Source organism: Crenobacter intestini (genome assembly GCF_004919095.1).
GTDB lineage: Bacteria > Pseudomonadota > Gammaproteobacteria > Burkholderiales > Chromobacteriaceae > Craterilacuibacter > Craterilacuibacter intestini.
The window spans coordinates 212,975-235,204 of record NZ_STGJ01000001.1 but is presented as its reverse complement, the minus strand read 5'-3'; the positions used below and the strand labels follow the sequence as shown (position 1 = coordinate 235,204).

Sequence of the window (22,230 nt, the reverse complement as noted above, 5' to 3'; positions counted from 1 at the left end):
CGCTGGTGCTAAGACGTGTGCCGCGGCCTGTCGGCGCAGGGACGCGGCAGGGGGCAGCCGGAAAGGCGAGGGGGTGCTATGTCTGCGAAGGTCATCAGGTTCGACGTCGACCGTATCGTCCGCGTATTGTGTGCGGCGGTGGTCGCGCTATTGGTGCTGAGTGTGCTGTTCGAGTGGCTGAAAATGCACAGAGGAGCCGAGCGGGTGTTCGGCATCCGCAACTTCTTTGCCGTCGACGAAGAATACAACCTGCCTAGCGTGTTCTCGTTCCTCGACATGCTGTTTGCGGCCCTGCTGCTTCTCCTGCAGGCGAGGCTGGAGCCGGCCGCCAGATTGAAACGCTACTGGACGGGGCTGGGCTGCGTGTTTGTCTATCTGGCATTTGACGAGTTGCTGCAGATTCACGAGCGGCTGGGGCCGATCATGCGAGCCGAGTTCGGCGTCACCCACGGCGTGTTCTACTTTGCCTGGTTGCTGGCCGTGCTGCCGCTGGTCGCCGTATTCGGGCTGGTCTACCTGCGCTTCCTGTTGTGGCTGCCCAGACGGCTGGCGTGGGGGCTGGTGCTGGCAGGTGCCGTCTTCCTGTGCGGTGCGGTCGGTGTGGAGATGTTCGGCGGCTGGTACTCGGAGCAGTACGGCGAGACGAACCTCGGCTACAAGCTGATCACGACTCTGGAAGAAGGCTGCGAGATGTTCGGCGTCTTGTTGCTGGTCAGGTTGATGCTGCACCAACTGGCGCCCAGGGGTGCCGTCAGTGTCGACTTCAACGTAGCGGCGCTGCCGGCGCCACAGGCAGGTACGGACAGGGTCGCGTCCGGCAGCGCGGCAGGCCGCGGGCCGTGGCAGAAGCGCGGCTAGGCGCGGGCAAGAAAAAACCGGGACAAGCCCGGTTTTCTCGTTCCGGCTTACAGGGCCGGCATCGTGTAGCCTTCGATCTTGGCGTCGCGCACCAGCGAGGCCAGGTACTCGTGCATTGCCTTGCGGCCGGCCATCTCGTTCAGGTACTGGACCAGGCGCGGCTTGATCTCGTCGAACGACACGCTGCCACCTTCGTGGCGGGCGTCGACCTGGACAATGTGGTAGCCGAACTGGGTCTTCACCAGCGCAGGGGCGAGTTCGCCAGCGGCGGTGCCGAACACGGCCTGCTCGAACTCGGGGACCATCTGGCCGCGGCCGAAACGGCCGAGGCTGCCGCCTTGCTGGCCGGACGGGCAGGTCGAGTGTTCGCGGGCGAGCGTCTCGAAGCGCTCCGGGTTGGTTTGCAGCTCGGCGAGCACGCCCTCGGCCTTGGCCTTGACCATGGAGTCGGCGAAGTCGTCGGCGCCTGCGGCAAACAGGATGTGGCGCGCTTCGGCGCTGTCGCCCTGGCTGAACTGCTCGGGGTATTGCTGGTAGAACGCCAGCGCGTCTTCTTCGCTCACCGGGGTGTAGGCGAGTTCCTTGTCGAGCAGGGCGCCGATCACCTCGCCCTCGTTGTCGCCTTCGATGCCGCTCGCGCGCGCCTTTTGCAGCAGCAGCTGGTGCAGGACAAGCTGCTGGATGGCGCCGTCGCGCGGGCTCGGGTTGTCCTGGTGGTTGGCAAGTTCTGCCTCGATCTGCGCTTCGCTGAGTTCGACGCCGTTAACGGTAATGGCCATGAAAAATCCTGTCTGAAAAAAAAAGGCGCGCCGCCTGGCGCGCGCGGGAAACTTACCACAGCCAGATGGGGGCTGTCGTGGGAAAGGCAAGCGCTAATCATCCGCGTCGAAGCTGAGCGCGAGTGAGTTGATGCAGTAGCGCTCGCCGGTCGGCGGCGGGCCGTCCGGGAATACATGCCCGAGGTGCGCGTCGCAGCGCGCGCAGCGCACCTCGGTGCGCAGCATGCCGTGGCTGGTGTCCTCAAGCCGCCGGATCGCGCCTTGTGCCGCCTCGTGCCAGAAGCTCGGCCAGCCGCAGTGCGATTCGAACTTGGCGGTCGACGGGAACAGCTGCGCGCCGCAGCAGGCGCACAGGTAGCGGCCGCGGCGCGTCTCGGCGAGCAGGGCGCCGGAGAACGGCGGCTCGGTGCCGCCTAGCCGGGTGACGCGGAAAGTCGGCGCGGGGAGCCTGTCGCGCCACGCCTCAAGGTCCAGTTCCAGTTTGTCGGTCACGGAGGCCTCCTGTCAGAGCTTGCCCATCCGGGCGCGGTACCAGCGGTGGAAGTGCTGCATGCCAAGCTCGGTCGGGTCCTGGTAGGGGCCGGTCTCGTCAAGCCCCGCCTGCCACAGCGCCTTGCGCCCTTCGTGCATGCGCAGGCAGATCTCGTCGTCTTCGCTGGCCGTCTCGAAGTAGGCGGCCTGCTCGGCGGCGATGAACTCGGGCTCGAACCAGACGATGTCTTCCGGGTAGTAGAATTCGGTGGTCACCGTACACTTGTCGACGCCGCGAGGCAGCGCGCAGCTGACGACGATGCAGTGCGGATAGCACTCGACCATGATGTTGGGGTAGTAGACCAGCCAGATCGCGCCGAACTCGGGCATGCGGCCGGCGTAGCGGCGCAGCACCTCGTCGTGCCACTGGCCGTATACCTTGCTGCCGGCGCGCGCGAGGCGGTTCTTGATGCCGACTGTCTGCACATGGTAGTGCTCGCCCCATTCCCAGCTGAGCGCCCCGCAGTCGACGAAGTTGCCCAGCCCCGGGTGGAAGGGGTCGACGTGGTAGTCCTCCGAGTACACCTCGACGAAGGTCTTCCAGTTGAAGTCGTAGTCGGTGCTGTGGCTCGAGTGCCAGGCGAAGCCGGAGAAATCGATATGGTGGGCGACGCCCAGTTGCTCGAGGTCGCGCGCGACATCGCGGCGCGCGTCGAACGCCAGGCCGTGCCACTCGGTGAGCGGCGTCTGCGCGAGCCCGACGCAAGGCGTTTCCGGGAAGTGCGGCGCGCCGATCAGCTCGCCCTTGCCGTCGTACGTCCAGCCGTGCAGGTTGCAGGTGATGGTGCGCCCGTTGCCGCGGCCCTGGTAGATCAGCGCCTGGCGGTGGCGGCAGACATTGGAAACGACCCTGAGCCTGCCCTCGACGTTGCGCAGCATGCGCGCGTGGCCTGTCCAGGCGAGCGTGTGGTAGTCGTCGGGCTTGGGCACCATCAGGCGGTGGCCAAGGTAGATGGGCGCGTCGGCGAACAGCCGCGCCTCTTCCTGCGCGTGCACGGCAGGGTCGAAGTAGCAGCGCACCGGCAGTTGCGGCGCGTCGAGTGATGGTGTTGCCAGATCAGACATTATTCCCACACCCCCAAAGATCCGAAGATATAAGACCAGCCGAATCCCGCCCGCGTCACTTGCGCGGGCGCTGCCACCGGTGAAGGCGGCGGGTTTCGAGGGGGGGGATTGTGCCCACTAAGCCGCCCCGGGGCAAGATGCAATTTGTATAAACAGGCCTCTTGCACGGCGCGAGGGCCGAAGGCACGACTCTTGCACTTTTGGAAGCTTAAGGCGCGCGCCTGAGTTCGGCGTCGAGCAGGTCGACCGCCTCGGCCCAGTCTGCGTCCTCGTCGCGCTCCTCGCGCAACAGCTCGCTTTGCGCGGGACGCCAGAACGGCGCGTCTTCCAGCCGGACCGCAGGGGGCAGCGGCGCATGCGTGCGGATGAAGGCGTCGATCGACGCGTGGTCGGCGGCGAGGCCGAGCTGGGCAAACAGCAGGTGCAGCGGGTGGCGGTGCGGGTGCATGGCGCGGCTCCGGGTGGGTAGATGACGAGACCAGCGTAGACGCAGCCGGCGAGCCTTGCCCGGCTTGCGTAATTTTTGTACGGATGCTGTGCCGGCCTTGATTGGAAAAGGTTTTTTGTAGAAATGTGCGTAAATTTGAGTGGTTTTTCCACAGTTTCTGTGGAAAAACAGTGAGCGCAAAAAAACGCGCACCGAAGTGCGCGTTGGAAAAAGCTACCGATGCCTTACTTGACGCGGGTAAATTTAACCGGGCCATCAACGGCATTGACTGTCAGTTCGTCACCGCTGACCGCCATGGGCAGGCTTTGCAGGACATCCTTGGTAGACACCGGGTTACCCACCGTGCCCTTGTTTGCCGTTTCCGCCGTCGCGTGAGACAGGCCCCACCAGCCCGTTTGGTCGTACATCACACTGTACTTGAGCAGGTTGTCCTTCCATTCGTAGCGGCCTTTTTCGAAGCCGTTACAGTTAGACGTGCTCTTGTTGGCGATGTGGGTAGGCTCCAGCGGCGATGCACGGTCACATTCGTTGCTGCCTACTTCGGTGATCACGTATTTCGTCTTGAAACCGAACACCGGATCCGGGTCACTGTTAAGGCCTGTGTTGTAGAAGCTCAGCAGCACCTTGTTGTTTCCTGCCTGAGCCACCCACGAGCCGAACAACGGCAGGTCGGCACGCGGCGCCAGCTTGTAGAAGGTCGGCTTGTCCACGCTGTCGGCGATGGTCAACAGGCCATCCTTGTCTAGGCTTGCCCTGAACTTGCCGATCGGGTGCGACAACCCCCATTCGCCGTTGGTGTCTACCTCCCGGGTGGTGGCCAGCGTGCCGTCTACAGCGTTCCAGTCGTATTTGCCCCACTCGATGCCAGCCTGGCCCAAACTGTCCGCTGTACCCTCGTGTGCAAGGACATAGCTGCCGTCCGCCATGAAGGTCACCAGTACCATCGGTGCGATTTCATCGTTGAGCCGCCAGGTGCCGACCAGCTGCTTGCCAAGTTCAGGCTGAACGTTCCCCAGCGTTTCGTTCAGATGTTCGGCGGCGGCATCGTCGTCGACCCAGGCAAGCCCTGTGGTCAGTGCCTTGGCCTTGTCGTCGAAGTCGGGCGCCTTGAAGTCGAGCACTGCGTTCTTCAGCCGTTCGATGTCCTCCGTGCCGATACTGATGCGCCCGTCGCTGGCGTCGTCCAGCGTCTGCAAGAGCTGGGCGATGTTGACGGCGACCGTTCCGTTGCCCGCGGCCAGCGTCAGCGGTGTCACCAGTTCGCCTGCCTTGGCTGGCGGCAGAACGACGCTACCGATGCTGAAGGTGACCGTCTCGCCAGGGCGGTACTGGAAGGTGCCGCCGCTGCCGGTCGTGCCGCTCAGCGTTTCGGTGCGGTACGCGATGCCCTCGACGGGGGCGTCGATGAACTTGCCGGTCAGCGTGGGCGCTTGCGTGCCGCCGGACGATCCTCCACCTCCGCCACCACCACAAGCCGCCAATGCGAGCGGAACCAGAAGGGCGAGCCATGTTTTGCGTGCAGACATTTTCGTTCTCCTCGTACGGGGTTTATCCCCAGCTCATCTTCAACATATGCTTGGCATAAATGGCGGGTTTGATTTAAGTCAAGCGCCATGATGGGTGAGCGCGAAACGTCGCATTTCTGCAGCGCCACGGCGCTAAAGCTGTTGCGAAAAATAAAAAGACCCGCCAAAGGCGGGCCGGTGCGTGTTGTGGCGCAGGGGAAAGCGTTCAGCCGGCGGGGTGCTCGGCCTCGCCCAGCCAGTGGCGGTACAGCGTCAGCGCGACCGCGAGCAGGGTAGGCCCGATGAAGAGGCCGATCACGCCCCACGCCAACAGGCCGCCGATCACGCCCATGAAGATCATGATCAGCGGCATCTGCGCGCCCTGGCTGATCAGCAAGGGCCTCAACACATTGTCGACGGTGTTCACGAGCAGGAAGCCCCACAACAGCAGGAACACGCCGTACGCGTTGTCACCGGTGTAGAACACCCAGCCGGCGGCGGGCAGCCAGACCAGCAGGGTCGGCAACTGGGCGACGGCGAACACGAAGCACAGGAAGCCCAGCGCCAGCGCGCCTGGCACGCCGGCGATCAAGAGGCCGATCACGCACAGGATGGTCTGCGCGAGCGCGGTGCCGACCACGCCGTTGGAGACGCTGCGCACGGTGCGTGCGACCACTTCGGCAAGGTCCCCTGCGGGGGAGCCGCCCAGCTTGCTCAGGGTCAGGTTGGCGCCGTCCCACAATTCGTCGCCCTTGGTCAGCAAAAAACCGGACAGCACGATGGCGAGGATGATCTCGAGCAGGCTGAAGCCGACGCTGGCGCCTTGTTCGAGGATCCACAGCGCGACCTTGTTGACGGTCGGCCTGAGTTTCTCGAGCATGCCCGGCAAGTCGCCCTGTACCGACAGCCAGAACTGGGTCAGCTTGTCGCCGGCAAGCGGGATGCGCTCGAGCCAGGCGGGCGGCGGCGGCAGCGGCGCGTGGCTGAGCGTCTCCAGCGACTGCGCGTCGGGCAGTACGTGCGCGAGCTTGACCGCCATCAGGCTGATCGGCCCGGCGATGGACAGCATCAGCAAGGACGAGACCAGCAGCGCGGCGAGCCCACGCCGGTGGCCGATCAGGTGCGCGAGGCGCAGGTACCACGGCCAGACCGAGATCGAGATGATGGCGGCCCAGATCAGGGCGCCGGTGAACGGCAAGATCACTTTCAGGCAGGCGCCGAGCAACAGCAGCACCGCGCCGATGCGCAGCACGGTCATCACGTTGATGGCAGGGGTTTCGTTTTGCATGGTTTCCGGTCGCAATGGGATGCGTACAGTCTGGCACGCGCGCGCGCGTGCCGCAGGGTCAGGCCTTCAGCGCCGCGGCGAGCGTGGCCGCGTCGACAAAGCCGGTGTAGCGGGCGCGCTCCTGGCTTGCCGCGTCGAGGATGATCAGGCCGGGTGGCCCCCATAGCCCGTAGCGTTTGAGCAGCGCCTGTTGTTCGGGGCTATTGGCGGTGACGTCGACCCGGATCGCGGTGTAGGGCGCGAGCGCGGCGCGCACGGCGGGGTCGGGAAAGGTGTCCGCGTCCATCTCCTTGCAGCTCACGCACCACTGCGCGGTAAAGTCGATCACCGCCGGGCGGTTTGCCGCGCGCGCGTCGGCAAGTTGGCGGTCAAGCCCGGCGCTGTCGGTGACGGTCTGCCAGTTGTCGGGCGGGCGCTTGTCCTCGGCGGACGCCTGCGCGGCGAGCCAGGCCAGCGGCCGGGCAGGGTCGCGCTCGCCGGCGAGTACGCCGGCCAGTTGCGCGGCGCCGACGATAAACAGCGCAAGGCCAAGCGCCTTGCCCAGCTTGCGTGCGGCGCCCGCGTTGCCGGGCAAAGCCTCGAAGGCGCGCAGGAAGACGGCCGAGCCGATCGCAAGCGCCGCCCACGCGAGCATGACAAGTGCCGGCGGCAGGAAGGGCGCAGCCATGCGGATGGCCAGCGCCAGCATCACCACGCCGAACACCGCCTTCACCGTCTTCATCCACGCGCCGGCACGCGGCAGCGCGTGCCCGCCGAACAGCCCCAGCAGCAATAGGGGGGCGCCCAGCCCCAGGGCCATCGCGTACAGGGCCGCGCCGCCGAACAGCGCGTCCCCGCTCGCGCCGATATAGCCAAGCGCCAGCGCGAGCGGCGGTGCGACGCAGGGGCCGACCAAGAGCGCGGAGAGCGCGCCCATCAGCGCGACGCGTGCGAGGCGCCCGCCGCCGATGCGGTTGGAGCGCTCGGCGATACGCGACTGCCAGCTGCTGGGCAACTGCAGGGCGAACACGTCGAACATCGACAGCGCCATCAGCACCAGGAGGGCGCTGGCCGTCAAAACGACGGCCGGCTGCTGCAACCAGACGGTCAGCAAGGCGCCGGTCATGCCGGCGGCCACGCCGACGGCGGTATAGGTCAGCGCGAGGCCCTGCACGTAGGCAAAAGCGAGCACGAAGCCACGGCGGCGGGTGATGGCGGCGCCTTCGCCGGCGATCAGCGCCGAGACGATGGGTAGCAGCGGGTACATGCAAGCGGTCAGCGCCATGCCCAGGCCCGCAGCAAAGAAGAGCGCGAGGGTGGCCAGCGGCGGGCCGTCGCCGAGGCTGGGTCCGGCGCCGCCTGAGGCCGGCGCGCCAAGCCACGCGGCGAGTGCACCCTGCTTGGTGTTGTCACCTACTTTCAGCGTCTGCGTGACCGGCGGATAGCAGACGCCGACGTCCGCGCAGCCCTGGTAGCGCACCTCGAGCGCGGTGTCTGCCGGCGCGTCGGCCGAAAGCGGCAGGGTGATGGACAGTGTGCTGGTGTAGATCTGCTGCAGGCCGAAGAAGGGGTCGTCCTTCTCCTTGCCCGCGGGCAGCGCGGGGACCGTGACGGCGCCTGCCGGGATCGGGCGGATGCTGATGCGTTCGCGGTACAGGTAGTAGCCCGGCGCGATCTCGAAGCCGAGCCTGAGGGTATTGCCGTCGCGGCTCAGGCTGGGGGCGAACGCCTTTTCCGGCGGCAGCAAATCGTCCTGCTCGACGGCTTGGGCCGGCAAGGCGAACAGCACGATGAGCAGGGCGGCAAAGACGGCAAACAGGCGGGTGCGGGTCAGGCCGCAGGATGTATTCGGCATGGCTGGATTGTCGGGGGGCGCGCGCCCGCTGGCAAGCCTCAACTACGCATCGACGGCGACCCGGTCCCGCCCGGCGCGCTTGGCGCCGTACATCGCGCGGTCGGCGCCGGCCAGCAACTGGGTGAGCGTCTGGCCTGCGTGGGCCTGGGCGACGCCGAAGCTCATCGTCATCGCGGGCAATGCGCCGTCAGGCGCCGGCGCAAGCGCCTTGAGCGCCACGCGCAAGGATTCGACCAGCGTCAGCGCGCCGGCGAGCGCGGTCTGCGGCATCAGCAGCAGGAACTCCTCGCCGCCCCAGCGCGCGCACAGGTCGCTCGCGCGGATCCGTCCTTCCAGCGTGCAGGCGACCAGGCGCAAGGCCTCGTCTCCCGCGCCGTGCCCCCAGCCGTCGTTGATGCGTTTGAAGTGGTCGACGTCGCCCAGCGCGATGCAGAAGGGCTCGCCGCCGCGGGCGAGCCGCTGCAACTCGGCCTCGATCCGGCAGTACATGTAGCGCCGGTTGTAAAGGCCGGTCAGCTCGTCGCGCTCGGACTGCTCGCGCAATTCGTCGTTGAGCTCCTGCAAAGACTTCTGGTAGCGGTCTGAAATGCGCAACAGCCGCGTGAGCTGGCGCAGCTGGCGCTCGTAGCGGTCGGCGTACCCCATCCCGCGCTCGCGCTCGGCGCTCTGGTAGCGGTCGGCGATGCGGGTGAGCCGTTCCAGCGCGTGGGCGTGTTCGCCGTAGCGCCGGTAGAGCTCGGCCAGCGCGTCATGCAATGGATGGTCCTGCCATTGCGGGTCGGCCAGCAGCGCGGCAATCCGCGTATCCAGAAGGTCGCTCATCGGGTTTCGCAGGCCTCGATGGTGAAGGGGAAAGTGCAGTCTTCGCGGAACTCCTCGGCCAGTTCGGCGACCCGCTCGTTGTCGCTGTCGTAGCGCCAGGTCAGGCTGACGTCGCGCCCGGCCTGGAACGCCTCTTCGGCCTGGTCGAGGATGTCCATCAGGATGCGAACGCTGCTGGTGTTCAGGTAGAGCAGGGCAAGCTCGAGCCGCAGCGGCGCGTCGCCCTGCGCGAGGTGCTGCTTGACCCACGCCATCAGCGGCGCGAAGAATTCGAACGCGTGCTCTGGGTAGGAGTCGCCGGCCAGTTGCAGGGTGCCGCTTGTGCTGTCGGTGCGGATCATCGGGGTCGAGTTGGTCGCGATAATGTTCAGTTCGTTCACTTTGTTGCCTCCAAAATTCAGATGACGACCTGCAGGCTGAAAAAGCCCAGCGCCGGGTCCATGCGCTGCAGGAAGGCCGCCGGCGGCTGGCTGGCACGCCGGGCGATGTCGATCAGGCCTAGCCCCGCGCCGCTGGCCGAGTCAGGTTCGATCGGCGCGCGCAACTGCGCCTTGTAGGCTGCCTTGAGCGCGGCCTTGTCGAGCTCCGCCAGTGCCTCGACGCGGGCGAGCAGCGCTTCGCCGTCCGCGTACTGCACCACGTTGCCGGCGCACACCTCGTAGCGGCCGTCGGCGCGGTGCGAGATGACCAGCGTCGCGCCGGTGTGCACGTCGGGGACCGCGTTGCGCGACGTGTAGTGACGGATGTTCTGCGTCAGCTCGATGTAGATCGCGAACACGTCGGTGATGGACGAAGGGGAAGCCTCCAGTGCCTCGAGGTGGCGCCTGAGCGCGAGGCCGATCTCCTCGATCAGCGTGGCCGAAAACGGGCCGTTGAAGCTCATCAGGATGGCGTTGCGGTCGAAGGTCTCTCTGAGGGCGAGCAGGTCCTGTGGTTTCATGCGGTCTCCAGGGCGCAGGGCGCGACACCGAATACGGCGATGTCGTCCAGTTGGGCGTTGTGGGTCTGGTAAGCGTCAAGCGTGGCGGCGAGCGCGACTCCGCGTTCCGGCCAGGGCAGGCGGGCAAGAGATGAGAGCGCCGCTTCGAAGCGGGCGCGGCCAAACGCGCGCAGCGGCTCTCCGCCGCGCTGGTCGAGCAGGCCATCGCTAGTCATGTACAGCGCGAGGCTCGGGCTCAGCGCGAGGCGCTGGTTGACGGGGGCGGGCGGGCGCTTGTCCCCCAGTGCACGTCGGTCGCCGCCGAGCACGTGCACGGCGTCGCCGTCGGCGCAGTAGAGATCCATGTGCGCGCCTGCGAAGGTCGCGCTGCCGCTTTCGTGGCAGACATGGCAAAGCCCCGCGTCCATCGTGGTGCTTACCTGGGCATTGTCCGCGGCGAAGCGGCCGCGTACGGCGGCGTCCATCGCGCAGAGCAGGGCGGCAGGGTCGTCGTCCGGCGCCTCGAGCAGGGCGGTCTTGAACGCGGCGTGCGCGAGCATGGTCATCAGCGCGCCGGATACGCCGTGGCCGGCGCAATCGACCAGACCGAACAGGAAACCGTGGCGGGTCGGTGCAAACAGGTAAAGGTCGCCGCTGACCACGTCGCGCGGGCGCCACAGCAGCAGGTGGCGGGCCGGGAGCGCCGCGCCGAGCGCGGCATCCGGCAGGATGCCCTGCTGGATCAGGCTCGCGTAACGGATGCTGTCGGACACCTTGCGGTGCGTCTCGCTGAGCGTGCGGTGGGCGTCGCCCAGCGCCTGCGTGCGCTCGGCGACCTTGTCCTCGAGTTCGTGTGTATGCGCCTCGATGGTCGCCGAGAGCTGGCGGCAGGCGTCGGCGAGCTGGCCCACTTCGTCGCTGCGGTGAACCGGCACCCGGGTCGTGTAGTCGCCAGCGGCCATGCGCCGTACCGCTGCAGTCAGCCGGGTCAGGGGCCTGAGCAACTGGTGGTCGAGGCTGGCGGTGAGCAAGAGCAGGCTCAGCAATAGCAGCACGCCTACCGCGGCGAACGCGCCCCATAGCAGCGAAGCGTCGCCCGCAGCGACTTGCTGCGGGTCGACCGTGGTCACGTTGAACCAGTCAAGCAGGGGCAGGTAGGCCACGGCGATCACCTGTTCGCGCCCGTCGAGCCGGCCGACCAGCGTCTTGACCCTGCCGTCCGCGGCGGCGGACGCGAGCGCCGCGGCCAGCGCATCGCGTGCCGCGGGTTCAGCCAGGTGGCCGGCGAGGCGCTGCGCGTCGGAGGTCGGCCCTGCCGTGCCGAAAGCGATGTTGGCGCGGTCCTGGTGCGCGCGGATCACGCCTGCGCGGTCGAGCAGCAGGCCGCCCACCCCGGGACGGCTGCCGTGCACATACTGCTCGACAAAGGGTTGCAGCGACAGGCCGGTGCCGATCACGCCGAGGCCCTGGCCGCCGTCGCGCACCTGCACGTTGAACCACAGCATGCTGCGCTGCAGCGTCTGGTTGACGTCGATATTGACGCGGTAAGCCTTCTTGCCGTGCAAGGTGGTGTAGAACCAGCGGTCGTCCGCCTTGCCCGCCTGCAGGCCGTAGCGGGCGGCGTCGCTGAACGGCAGTTTGTTGTCGTTGTAGTAGTAGTAGCCGGAGGCGGCGGGCACCACGAAATAGGACTGGTCGGTGAACAGCTGGCGGTACGATTCGGCTTCGGCAAAGAAGATCCGGCGGTTGTCCGGGTCGTCCTCGTCGCGCATGAAGGTGCGGGTCAGCTCGGCGTCGGCCAGCTTGCGCGCGAGCGCGAGTTCCCGGCCGATCGGGGCGAGCAGTTTCTCGCGGTTGAGCGCCGCGTGCTCGCGCGCGAAGGATTCAGCCAGCCGCGTCTGCACGCGGTCCATCGCGAACAGGCCGACCGCCGCGGCGATGGCCAGCGTGAGCACGGCAAGCAGCGCGGTCATGAGGACGACGCGGGCGCGGATGCCCAGATGGCGAAGGATGTTCGGCATGCGCTTGATCGGTTGCTCCGGAGCGGCGGTGGGCGGATTGTAACGATACGCCATCGCAATGACAAACAGTTGATATCATTGCAGGCTGCATGACATCAAAGCAAAAAGAAGACCAGCACGAGGACGAAAATCATGTCGTACACCGCGCACCTTCCGCGGCCACCGCTACACTTCGCGCACGCCAACAGCTTCCCGGCGAGCGTGTACCGCAAACTGCTCGCCGAGCTCTCCCTGCACTACGAGGTGGGCTTCATCGACGCCATCGGCCATAACCCGGCGTTTCCGGTTTCCGATTGCTGGCCGCACCTGGTGCGCGAGACGATCGCGCATATCGAGGCGAACTACCGCGAGCCGGTATGGGGCGTCGGGCACTCGCTGGGCGGCTTCATGGTGTTCTACGCGGCGATCGAGCGGCCCGACCTCTTTCGCGGCATCGCGATCCTCGACTCGCCGCTGATGGGGCCGATGCGCTCGCGCGGCATCTGGCTTGCCAAGCGGCTGGGCTTCATCCACAAGGTGACGCCGGGCAAGAATACGCTCACCCGGCGCGACAACTGGGCGGGGGTCGACAGCGTGCGCGACTATTTCGCGAGAAAGCCGATGTTCGCGCGCTGGGACGCCGACTGCCTGGCCGACTACGCGCGGCACGGCACGGTCGACAACGGCGCGGGCGGGCGCCGCCTGAAGTTCAGGCCAGCCATCGAACACGCGATCTACTGCACCTTGCCGCACAACCACCCGCGACTTAGCGGCCGGCTCAAGGTGCCTGGCGTGTTCGTCGCCGGCGCCGACTCGGACGTGCTCCGCAAGGGGGACCTTGCGTGGATGCAGCGCCATTTCGGGCTGCACGTCGTCCACCAGCGCGGCAGCCACCTGTTTCCGCTCGAGCACCCGCTGGAGACCGCGCATCTGCTGCGCGCCCAACTGGAGCGGCTGGCAGGGCGCGCGTGAAAAAGCCCGGCAGTGGCCGGGCTCGGGCAGGGCGTGTGTGTGGGGGTTACTTGGCCGCGGACGCCGCCTGTGCGGCAGGGGCTTCGACCGTCTTCCAGGCGCCGTTCTCCAGCCGGTACAGGGTGACGGTGCCGCCGACGATATCGCCCTTGGCGTCGAAGGCGATCGGGCCGGTCACGCCGTCGAGCTTGGTCTTCGGCAGTTCGGCAAGGTACTTGGCCGGCTCGGCCGAGTCCGCGCGCTTCATCGCGTCGATCAGCACGCGGGTCGCGTCGTAGGTGTACGGCGCGTACGCCTGGATGTCGCCGCCGAAGCGCTTCTTGAAGCGCTCGCTGAACGCCGCGTAACCGGGCATCTTTTCCTTGGACGCGCCTGCGCTCGACGCGTAGCTGCCGTTGGCCGCCTCGCCGCCGAGCTTGACGAATTCGGCGGTGTTCACGCCGTCCGCGCCCATGTACGGCACGGTGAGGCCGACCTTCTTCATCTGCTTGACCATCGGGCCTGCCTGCGCGTCCATGCCGCCGTAGAACACCAGGTCAGGCTGGCTGCCCTTGATCGAGGTGAGGATGGCCATGAAGTCGCTGGCGCTGTTGGTGGTGTACTCGCGCTTGACCACCTTGCCGCCGGCCGCCTCGACCGCGCGCGCGAAGTCGTCGGCCAGGCCCTGGCCGTAGGTGCTGCGGTCGTCGATCACCGCGATCTTCTTCGCACCGAGTGCGCCCACCGCATGCGCAGCCAGCGCGTTACCCTGCTGGGTGTCGTTGGCGATGATGCGGAAGGTGTTGGCGTAGCCTTGCTGGGTAAACTTCGGGCTGGTCACCGACGCGGCGACCATCGGCACGCCGGCGTCCGAATAGATGCGCGAGGCCGGGATGGTCGCGCCGGAGGTCAGGTGGCCGACGACGCCGGCGACGCCGGCGTCGACAAAGCGCTGCGCGACCTGGGTAGCGACCTTGGGGTCGGCCTGGTCATCTTCAGAGACCACCTCGAACTTGACCTTCTGCCCGCCAAGCGTCACGCCTGCCGCGTTGGCTTCCTCGATGGCGAGTACCACGCCGTTGTCGCTGTCGCGGCCCCAGTGGGCAAACGGGCCGGTCAGGGGGTTGGCCGAGCCGATCTTGACGACCTGGACGTTGTCGGCTGCCGCAGACGACGCGTCGCCGGCCGCGGTTTCGGTAGCCTGCTTGCCGCAGGCGGCGAGGGTGGCGAGCGCCAGTGCGCCCAGGGTGAAACGGAATGCTTGCATGGTGTGCCCTTTGATATGAAATGGAGGTTTCGTTTTTAGGGTCCAGCAGCGTTCAATGCTTGTGGCACTGTATGCTTCGGCGCGGCGGCTTGCCGTACCGGCTTTAATCGATTGGATGCAATCGATTAATGACATGCCGTTATATTTATCGCACTGTGGCCATCAGGTCAATTGTATTGCCGGTTTATAAAAGATTGTTAATGTTGCGTGGCGCTATCAAAAGAGAGTAATTTCGCGCACAATGATTAGGGATTACTTAACCTTGCCAAAGGCCTTTGTGCTGATGAACTCTCTGCCTGCTCTGACACAGGTCCCAGATGAAGACATCCGTAGTGACCTCGTGTTGCCGTTGCTGCTAGAAAACTCCCCCGAGAGCATTGTCGTCACCGACGCCGGCGCGAATATCGTCTATGCCAACCCGCGTTTTTGTGCTTTGACCGGTTACCGGATGGACGAATTGATTGGCTGTAATCCCCGTGTGTTGAAGACCGGTCACATGGATGACGAAGCCTATCGCCAGATGTGGCAACAGTTGAGTCGGGGGGAGCCGTGGCGCGGTACCTTCCTGAACCGGAAGAAAAACGGCGAGGTGTATTGGGAAGACGCGCGCATCCTGCCGGTATGTGACGAAAGGGGTCTGATCGTTCGCTATCTGGGAATCAAGGAAGAAATCAGTGAGCACCTGCGCATGCAGGAGAAGCTTGCGCGTCTCGTCCATTACGACGCGTTGACTGGGCTTGCCAACAGTGAGCGGCTTGGGGCGGAACTGAGTCGGCTGAGTCTCGACAGCCGTGACGGTTTGCTGCTTTTCTGCATGGACCTCGACGGCTTCGGGAAACTGGCTACCCGGCTTGGGGCGCTTGGCACAGATGCGTTGGTCTGTGAACTGGCCGACGGTCTGTCCTTGCTGGCGGGCGAGGGCGGGGTCGCCGCGCGGCTGGGTGACGACGAATTTGCATTGCTCGTAAACGCCAGCGAAGGGTCTCATCTCGCGACGGCCATTCCCGAATTACTTGCCACGCTGACCACGCCCTTGTCCGCGAGTATCGGTGAGGCTCGCCTGCCGGCTTCGCTAGCCGGACAACAACCTGCGGCGCATCTGGTCAGGCATGCAATGGAGGCCATGCATGCGGCCAAGCACGCCGGAGGTAACCGCCTAGTCGTGTACGGCAATACTGGCACTCACGAAGCGCCGCCGTACTGTCCGTCGCGAAACATGCTCGAAGATGGATCGCTCATCCTGTTCTACCAGCCCATCGTCCATTCGGACGGCTCGCTCGCCGGCGTGGAGGCTCTGCTGCGCAGGCGGCGGCCCGGTGGCATCTACCTGCCGCCTGCGGACGTACTCACCACATTCGCCGCCGATGGCATGGAGTGCGAACTCGACCTCTATGTGCTAGGTCTGGCGCTTTCACAAATCGTCTGCTGGCTGAAGTCCGGACGTGGGGTCGACGTATCCGTCAACCTGCATGCGCAGACACTGCAGTCACCTAGATTTGTCGATACGCTGGCTTCAATGCTGAAGGCTCATGGGCTCTCCGACAAGCCACACCTAACGCTCGAGATTCTGGAGGGCGTCGCTCTGACTGACCTTGCGTATGCGAGGAAAGTCGTCTCTGAATGTAGAGCGCTGGGTGTCGGGGTCGCAATTGATGACTTCGGCAGTGCGTATGCGTCGCTCGGTTACCTGAGGAGCCTGCCGGTTACCCGAGTCAAGCTTGAGCGCACTTTCGTGCAGTCGATGTTCGACGACGAGGGCGCACGGGTGATCGTCGAGAGCGTGCATGCCTTGGCCGGCGCCTTCGGTGCAGAGCTGGTCGCCGAAGGCGTTGAAACCGAGCGTCACGTACGGCACCTGGCGACATTGGGTCCGATGCTGATGCAAGGCTACGCGTTTGCGCACCCCATGACGGTCGCTGATTTCGACGCCTGGCGTGCTACCCGCTCGCCATAAAAAAGAAAAGCCGCCCTGGTGGGCGGCTTTGCGAGGCTAGGCAGGCTTACTGGGCGGCGCTGGCAGCCGGCGCGGAAGCCGCTGCGGCCGGGGCGGCGGCGCCGCCGACGGTGGTCAGCACTTCCCACTTGCCGTTCTTGACCTGATAGACGGTGACCGAACCGTTCTTGATGTCGCCAACCTCGTCAAACTGCAGGTTGCCGGTCACGCCGTCGTGGTTGGTCTTGCCGACTTCCGGCAGGTACTTGGCCGGTTCGGTCGAGCCGGCGCGCTTCATCGCGTCGACCAGGATCATCACCGCGTCGTACTCGTACGGTGCGTAGATCTGGATTTCCTGGCCGTTGAAACGCTTCTTGAACTTGTCGTTGAAGTTCGCGAAGCCCGGCAGTTTTTCCTTCGGCTGGCCCGGGCTGGCGGCCAGCTGGCCTTCGCTCGACTCGCCGGCGAGCTTGATGAATTCCGGGGTCTGCCAGCCGTCGCCACCCATCAGCTTGGCCTTGATGCCCAGGCGCTGCATCTGCTTGGCCAAGGGGCCTGCCTGCGCGTCCATGCCGCCGTAGAAGATCACGTCCGGGTTGGTCGCCTTGATCGAGGTCAGGATCGCGTTGAAGTCGGTCGCGTTGTTGGTGGTGAACTCGCGCTTGACGACCTGTGCGCCCTTGGCCTTGACCGCGCCTTCGAACTGGTCGGCCAGGCCCTGGCCGTAGGCGGTGCGGTCGTCGATGATCGCGACTTTCTTCGCCTTCAGATTGTCGACCGCGAATTCGCCCAGCGCCTTGCCCTGCTGGATGTCGTTGGCGATCACGCGGAAGGTGGTCTTGAAGCCCTGCTTGGTGTAGTCAGGGTTGGTCGCCGACGGCGAGATCTGCGGGATGCCCGCGTCGGAGTAGATCTTGGACGCCGGGATGGTGGTACCCGAGTTCAGGTGGCCGACCACGCCGGCGACGCCCGCGTCAACCAGACGCTGCGCGACCTGGGTGCCGATCTTCGGGTCAGCCTGGTCGTCCTCGGACACCAGTTCGAACTTGACCTTCTCGCCGCCGATTTCGGTGCCTTGTGCGTTCAGCTCCTCGATAGCGAGGATGGCGCCGGCTTCGTTGTCCTTGCCGAGGTGGGCGATCGGGCCGGTCATCGGCGAGACCTGGCCGATCTTGACGACCTTCTCGCCGGCCGCTGCCGGTGCCGATGCGTCGCCGGTCTTGGCTTCTTCCTTGCCGCAGGCGGCGAGGGTCATGACGGCGGCGGCGATGATGCTCAGACGGGCAATGTTTTTCATCCCTGTGTTTCCCCTGGTTGTCCTTGTTGGGTTGGCCGGCGATGTCGCCGGCATGAGCACAGTTTATGTTATTCGCCCGCCGGTATGTCAATCGGGTTTCGTGCGCGTTATGGCTTTCAAAACAAATAAAAATTTTATTGCGTCGCACCGACGGATTTGGCAATTTCCAATCGGTTAACCGGTTTAACCTTGGTATTTTGAGTCCAGTCGCCGAGTGAGGCGACGGTGATCCGTCCGAGCGCGGCGATCCAGTCGGCACTTTCGTTCAGGCAATCGATATAGCGGTAGTCGCGCCCGCCCGCCGCCATGAAGGCCTGCTTGCCTTCCATCGCGATTTCCTCGAGCGTCTCCAGGCAGTCGGCGACAAAGCCCGGGCACGCGATGTCGACGCTGTGCACACCCTCTTTGGCGAGTTTCTCCAGAGTCGGCTCGGTGTAGGGCTGCAGCCATTCGGCGCGCCCAAAGCGGCTCTGGAAGGTCACGATATAGTCGTCACGGCTCAGTTCCAGCGCCTCGGCGAGCAGGCGGCCGGTCTTCAGGCATTCGCAGTGGTAGGGGTCGCCCATCTCCAGCGTGCGGTGCGGTACGCCGTGAAAGCTCAGCACCAGCTTTTGCGCGCGGCCGTGGATCGCCCAGTGCGCGCGGATGCGTCCGGCCAGCGCGCCGATATAGCCCGCGTCGTCGTGGAAGTGCCGTACCGTGCGCACTTCCGGCATGTTGCGCATCTTTTGCAGCAGGCGGAACACCGCGTCGAGCGCGGTGCCGCTGGAAGAGCCTGCGTACTGCGGGTAGAGCGGAACCACCACCAGCCGCTCGACGCCTTGCTTGCGCATGCGCGTGAGGGTGTCCGCCACCGACGGGTTGCCGTAGCGCATCGCGAAGTCGACCACCACGTCCTGCAGGCCGTGCTCGCCGAGCCAGCCCTTGAGCAGTTTTGTCTGGCGCTGCGTATGCACGAGCAAAGGCGAGCCTTCCGCGGTCCACACCGACGCGTACTTGGCGGCGGATTTCTTGGGCCTCAAGGTGAGGATCACGCCGTTGAGGATGGGCCACCAGAGTAGACGCGGGATCTCGACGACGCGCCTGTCCGACAGGAATTCCTTCAGGTAGGGGCGCAGCGCCTTGGCCGTCGGCGCCTCGGGGGTGCCCAGGTTGATCAGCAAGACGCCTGTCTTGGGCGTGTAATCGTGGCGGAACTCTGGCTCTGGCAGGAAGTCGGGCATGGCGTCTGTTTTTTATGGGTTGGCCCGGCGTTTGCCGGGCGGTTTCACATTTCTTCGCGGGCGGGCACCAGTACGGTGCGGTTGCCGTTGGTCTCCATCGCGGAGACGATGCCGGCCGCTTCCATCTGCTCGATCAGCCGCGCGGCACGGTTGTAGCCGATGCGCAGGTGGCGCTGCACCGAAGAGATCGACGCCTTGCGCGTCTTCATCACGATGGCGACCGCCTCGTCGTACAGCGCGTCCGCTTCGCCGTCCGGTGCCGCGCCACCGGCCGCGTCGCCCGTTTCGCCGTCGCAGCCGCCGGTGAGGATGCCCTCGACGTAGTCGGGCGCGCCGGTGGATTTGAGGTACTCGACCACATGGTGCACCTCTTCGTCGGCGACGAAAGCGCCGTGCACGCGGTTGGGGTAGCCGGTGCCCGGCGGCAGGAACAGCATGTCGCCCATGCCCAGCAGCGCCTCGGCGCCCATCTGGTCGAGGATGGTGCGGCTGTCGATCTTGCTCGATACCTGGAAGGCGACGCGGGTCGGGATGTTGGCCTTGATCAGGCCGGTGATCACGTCGACCGACGGGCGCTGGGTGGCGAGGATCAGGTGGATGCCTGCCGCGCGCGCCTTCTGCGCGAGGCGGGCGATCAGCTCCTCGATCTTCTTGCCGGCGACCATCATCAGGTCGGCGAGCTCGTCGATCACCACCACGATCAAGGGCAGGGTATCCAGCGGCTCCGGCGTCTCGGGGGTCAGGCTGAACGGGTTGGGGATCTTCTCACCGGCCTTTTCGGCCTCGCGGATCTTCTGGTTGTAACCGGCGAGGTTGCGTACGCCCAGCTTGGACATCAGCCGGTAGCGCTTCTCCATCTCGGCCACGCACCAGTTCAGCGCGTTGGCCGCGTGCTTCATGTCGGTGACCACCGGTGCCAACAGGTGCGGGATGTCCTCGTAGATCGACAACTCGAGCATCTTCGGGTCGACCATGATCAGGCGCACTTCCTTCGGGGTCGCCTTGTAGAGGAGGGACAGGATCATCGCATTGATCGCGACCGACTTGCCCGAGCCGGTGGTGCCGGCCACCAGCATGTGTGGCATCTTGGCGAGATCCGCGATCACCGGCTGGCCGGCGATGTCCTTGCCCATCGCCATAGTGAGCTTGGACGCGTTGTCCTGGTAGAGCCCAGAGCCGACGATCTCGGAGAGCCGCACGATCTGCCGCTTGGGGTTGGGTAGTTCGAGGCCCATGTGGGTCTTGCCGGGGATGGTCTCGACCACGCGGATCGACACCAGCGAGAGCGCGCGCGCCAGATCCTTCATCAGGTTGACGATCTGCGCGCCCTTGACGCCGACCGCCGGCTCGATCTCGTAGCGGGTGATCACCGGGCCCGGGTAGGCGGCGACCACCTTCACTTCGACGCCGAAGTCGGCGAGCTTGCGTTCAATCAGGCGCGAGTTGAATTCGACCGTGTCCGGCGAGACCGGGTCCTGCTGCGCCTTGGCCGGCTCGAGTAAAGTGAGCGCCGGCAGTTCGGTGTGTTCACCGTCGGCAAACAGCGACGCCTGCACTGGCTTGGCGAGCGCGGGGGCGAGCGGGATGTCGAGCACCGGCGGCTCGATGCGCACCGGCGGCTTGTCGGCCTGCTTCTGCTTTTCTTCCTGTACCTTGCTTTCGCGCTTTTCCTTGATGAGAGCGCCGACCTTGCGGTCTTCCCGCGCCTGGTGGCGCTGGTAGAGGCGCAGCACGAAGTCCTCTAGTGCGCCGCCGACGCGCTCGGAGAGCTCGAGCCAGGACAGGCCGGTCCACAGGGAGACGCCGGAGGCGAAGGTGACGATCAGCAACAGTCCCGCGCCGGTGGTGCCGAAGGCGTGGGTCAGCAAGTTGGCGACGCTCTCGCCGAACAGGCCGCCGGCGGTCAGCGGCAGCGACAAGGCCTTGTCCGAGAGCAGCATGGATTCGATGCCGGCGCTGCCGACCATCAGGCAGGCGAAGCCGGCCAGCGTCGGCCACGGCGGCGGCGCCTCGTTGGCGCCCTGGCCCAGCTTGCGGTAGCCCAGCGCGATGCCGGCCAGGCACAGCACGATCAGCCACCACGCCGAGTAGCCCCACAGGTAGAGCAGCACGTCGGAGAGCCAGGCGCCGAAGCTGCCGCCGTAGTTGCTGATCTCGCCTCCGTCGACGCTGTGCGACCAGGAAGGATCGGTGATCGAATAGCTGGCGAGGCTGATCACGAGGTAGACGGCGCTGGCGGCCATCAGCAGCCACCACGCCTCGCGCAGCAGGCTGGCGAGATGCGGGGGCAGGGGAGTCTTGGAGTTTTTTACGGCTGCTTTGCGTTTGAATAGACGCATGTCACTTGTTCATGTCCTGTGGTTGCGCCCGATTATAACGGCTTGTGCCGTGTTGCGACGCGTCAGCGCGGGTAGAGTGCGCCGAGTACCCGGTTTCCGGCGGCGCCGGTGACCGCAGGCAGGTTGCCGGACAGGCGGTGGACCAGGCGGCGGGCGAGCCAGGCAAACGCGGCGGCCTCGACCTGGTGCACGGGCAGCCCGAGCGCGGCGGTGTCGCCGACGGTAGCTTCGGGCAGGCGCGCAGCCAGGCGGCGTACCAGCGCCCCGTTCAGCGCGCCGCCACCGCACAGGTAGAGCTCGCGGGTCGCCGGCGCGTGCTGGCGCACCGCGTCGGCGATGGACGCGGCGGTCAATTCGAGCAGCGTCGCCTGCACGTCGGCGGGTGCCACATGCGGGTGGTGCGCGAGGTGCGCGTCCAGCCAGGCAAGGTCGAACAGGTCGCGGCCGGTGCTCTTGGGCAGCGGCGCGGCGAAGTAGGGCTCGGCGGCGAAACGCGCGTAGAGCGCCGCGTCGACACGGCCGCTGGCGGCCCACGCGCCGTCCGCGTCGTAGGGCTGGCCGGTGTGGCGCCGGCACCACGCGTCCATCAGCATATTGCCCGGGCCGCTGTCAAAGCCGGTCACCGTCTCGCCCGGGGTGAGCCGCGTCAGGTTGGCGATGCCGCCGATATTGACGATGGCGCGCGCGGCGCCCGGGTGCGCGAAGCATTCGTGGTGGAAGGCCGGCACCAGCGGCGCACCCTGGCCGCCAGCGGCGATGTCGCGCGAACGGAAGTCGCAGCCGACGTCGATGCCGCAGTGCTCGGCGAGCAGCGCGCCGTTGACGATCTGCAAGGTGTAGCCGTCTTGCGGCGCGTGGCGCACGGTCTGGCCGTGGCAGCCGACAGCGGTGACGTCGCCTGAGGCCACGCCGGCCTTCGCGAGCACCGCGGCGACGGCCGCCGCGTAATGGCGGGAGAGGGTGTTGGCGAGCAAGGCCGCGCGCGCGAGCTCGTCGGCACCGACCGGCTGCAGCGCGAGCACCGCGTCCCGCAGTTCTGCTGAAAACGGCACGAAGGCGTCGGCCTCGACGGCCAGCGTGCCGGCCTCGTCAAATCGCACCAGCACCGCGTCGACGCCGTCGAGGCTGGTGCCGGACATCAGCCCGATATAGCGTTCGGCCATGGCTCGCC

At 66.1% G+C, this 22,230-nt stretch carries 19 protein-coding genes; 3 read left to right on the top strand and 16 right to left on the bottom strand.

Going from position 1 to position 22,230, the window contains the following annotated elements; all coding sequences use genetic code 11:
• Window positions 1–78 precede the first annotated feature (78 nt).
• Window positions 79–858 (top strand): hypothetical protein, encoded by a 780-nt coding sequence (locus tag E5K04_RS01050; protein WP_136551046.1) that lies wholly within the window; start codon window positions 79–81, stop codon window positions 856–858.
• Window positions 859–905: 47 nt separating this feature from the next.
• On the opposite strand, the gene E5K04_RS01045 is transcribed toward E5K04_RS01050, so the two are convergent.
• The 11 genes from E5K04_RS01045 to siaA form a co-directional block, all read right to left on the bottom strand.
• Complete coding sequence (locus tag E5K04_RS01045; RefSeq protein ID WP_136551045.1) at window positions 906–1,637, bottom strand: peptidylprolyl isomerase; 732 nt, start codon at window positions 1,635–1,637, stop codon at window positions 906–908.
• Window positions 1,638–1,730: 93 nt separating this feature from the next.
• Window positions 1,731–2,129, bottom strand: coding sequence for a peptide-methionine (R)-S-oxide reductase MsrB (gene msrB / locus E5K04_RS01040; protein WP_136551044.1), 399 nt, complete (start codon window positions 2,127–2,129; stop codon window positions 1,731–1,733).
• 12 nt (window positions 2,130–2,141) lie between these two features.
• Window positions 2,142–3,233, bottom strand: a complete 1,092-nt coding sequence (locus E5K04_RS01035; protein ID WP_136551043.1) for an aromatic ring-hydroxylating oxygenase subunit alpha — start codon at window positions 3,231–3,233, stop codon at window positions 2,142–2,144.
• A 208-nt stretch (window positions 3,234–3,441) separates the two neighbouring features.
• Entirely contained in the window at window positions 3,442–3,681 is a 240-nt protein-coding gene (locus tag E5K04_RS01030; protein ID WP_136551042.1) for a DUF2789 family protein, read from the bottom strand.
• 224 nt (window positions 3,682–3,905) lie between these two features.
• A complete protein-coding gene (locus tag E5K04_RS01025; RefSeq protein WP_136551041.1) occupies window positions 3,906–5,207 on the bottom strand; it encodes a hypothetical protein in 1,302 nt (433 codons plus the stop codon).
• Window positions 5,208–5,412: 205 nt separating this feature from the next.
• Window positions 5,413–6,474 (bottom strand): AI-2E family transporter, encoded by a 1,062-nt coding sequence (locus E5K04_RS01020; protein ID WP_136551040.1) that lies wholly within the window; start codon window positions 6,472–6,474, stop codon window positions 5,413–5,415.
• A 58-nt stretch (window positions 6,475–6,532) separates the two neighbouring features.
• Window positions 6,533–8,308, bottom strand: a complete 1,776-nt coding sequence (gene dsbD / locus E5K04_RS01015) for a protein-disulfide reductase DsbD (RefSeq protein ID WP_136551039.1) — start codon at window positions 8,306–8,308, stop codon at window positions 6,533–6,535.
• 42 nt (window positions 8,309–8,350) lie between these two features.
• On the bottom strand, window positions 8,351–9,130 hold the full coding sequence (gene siaD / locus E5K04_RS01010; RefSeq protein ID WP_136551038.1) for a biofilm regulation diguanylate cyclase SiaD: 780 nt from the start codon (window positions 9,128–9,130) through the stop codon (window positions 8,351–8,353).
• Window positions 9,127–9,510 (bottom strand): biofilm regulation phosphoprotein SiaC, encoded by a 384-nt coding sequence (gene siaC / locus E5K04_RS01005; RefSeq protein WP_136551037.1) that lies wholly within the window; start codon window positions 9,508–9,510, stop codon window positions 9,127–9,129. The genes siaD and siaC overlap by 4 nt, the downstream gene beginning before the upstream one ends.
• Before the next feature lie 17 nt (window positions 9,511–9,527).
• The gene (siaB, locus tag E5K04_RS01000; RefSeq protein ID WP_136551036.1) at window positions 9,528–10,070 is read right to left on the bottom strand and encodes a biofilm regulation protein kinase SiaB; all 543 of its coding nucleotides are present in this window, start codon (window positions 10,068–10,070) and stop codon (window positions 9,528–9,530) included.
• Window positions 10,067–12,070 (bottom strand): biofilm regulation protein phosphatase SiaA, encoded by a 2,004-nt coding sequence (gene siaA, locus E5K04_RS00995; protein ID WP_168929118.1) that lies wholly within the window; start codon window positions 12,068–12,070, stop codon window positions 10,067–10,069. The genes siaB and siaA overlap by 4 nt, the downstream gene beginning before the upstream one ends.
• A 132-nt stretch (window positions 12,071–12,202) precedes the next feature.
• Here siaA and E5K04_RS00990 point away from each other — a divergent pair, with 132 nt between their 5' ends.
• A complete protein-coding gene (locus E5K04_RS00990) occupies window positions 12,203–13,021 on the top strand; it encodes an alpha/beta fold hydrolase (RefSeq protein ID WP_136551034.1) in 819 nt (272 codons plus the stop codon).
• Window positions 13,022–13,067: 46 nt separating this feature from the next.
• Here the strand turns inward: E5K04_RS00990 and E5K04_RS00985 are convergent, their stop codons facing one another.
• Window positions 13,068–14,267, bottom strand: coding sequence for a branched-chain amino acid ABC transporter substrate-binding protein (locus E5K04_RS00985; RefSeq protein ID WP_136551033.1), 1,200 nt, complete (start codon window positions 14,265–14,267; stop codon window positions 13,068–13,070).
• A gap of 283 nt (window positions 14,268–14,550) precedes the next feature.
• Between E5K04_RS00985 and E5K04_RS00980 the strand changes: the two genes are divergently transcribed.
• Window positions 14,551–16,221 (top strand): putative bifunctional diguanylate cyclase/phosphodiesterase, encoded by a 1,671-nt coding sequence (locus tag E5K04_RS00980; RefSeq protein WP_168929117.1) that lies wholly within the window; start codon window positions 14,551–14,553, stop codon window positions 16,219–16,221.
• A 46-nt stretch (window positions 16,222–16,267) separates the two neighbouring features.
• Here the strand turns inward: E5K04_RS00980 and E5K04_RS00975 are convergent, their stop codons facing one another.
• The 4 genes from E5K04_RS00975 to E5K04_RS00960 all read right to left on the bottom strand — a co-directional run bounded on the left by E5K04_RS00975 (window position 16,268) and on the right by E5K04_RS00960 (window position 22,222).
• Window positions 16,268–17,497 (bottom strand): branched-chain amino acid ABC transporter substrate-binding protein, encoded by a 1,230-nt coding sequence (locus E5K04_RS00975; RefSeq protein ID WP_136551031.1) that lies wholly within the window; start codon window positions 17,495–17,497, stop codon window positions 16,268–16,270.
• A gap of 134 nt (window positions 17,498–17,631) precedes the next feature.
• Window positions 17,632–18,720: a ferrochelatase gene (gene hemH / locus E5K04_RS00970; RefSeq protein WP_136551030.1), complete on the bottom strand. Its 1,089-nt coding sequence runs from the start codon at window positions 18,718–18,720 to the stop codon at window positions 17,632–17,634.
• Between the two features lie 44 nt (window positions 18,721–18,764).
• Complete coding sequence (locus E5K04_RS00965; RefSeq protein WP_136551029.1) at window positions 18,765–21,059, bottom strand: DNA translocase FtsK; 2,295 nt, start codon at window positions 21,057–21,059, stop codon at window positions 18,765–18,767.
• A 62-nt stretch (window positions 21,060–21,121) separates the two neighbouring features.
• Window positions 21,122–22,222: an anhydro-N-acetylmuramic acid kinase gene (locus tag E5K04_RS00960; RefSeq protein WP_136551028.1), complete on the bottom strand. Its 1,101-nt coding sequence runs from the start codon at window positions 22,220–22,222 to the stop codon at window positions 21,122–21,124.
• Window positions 22,223–22,230 lie beyond the last annotated feature (8 nt).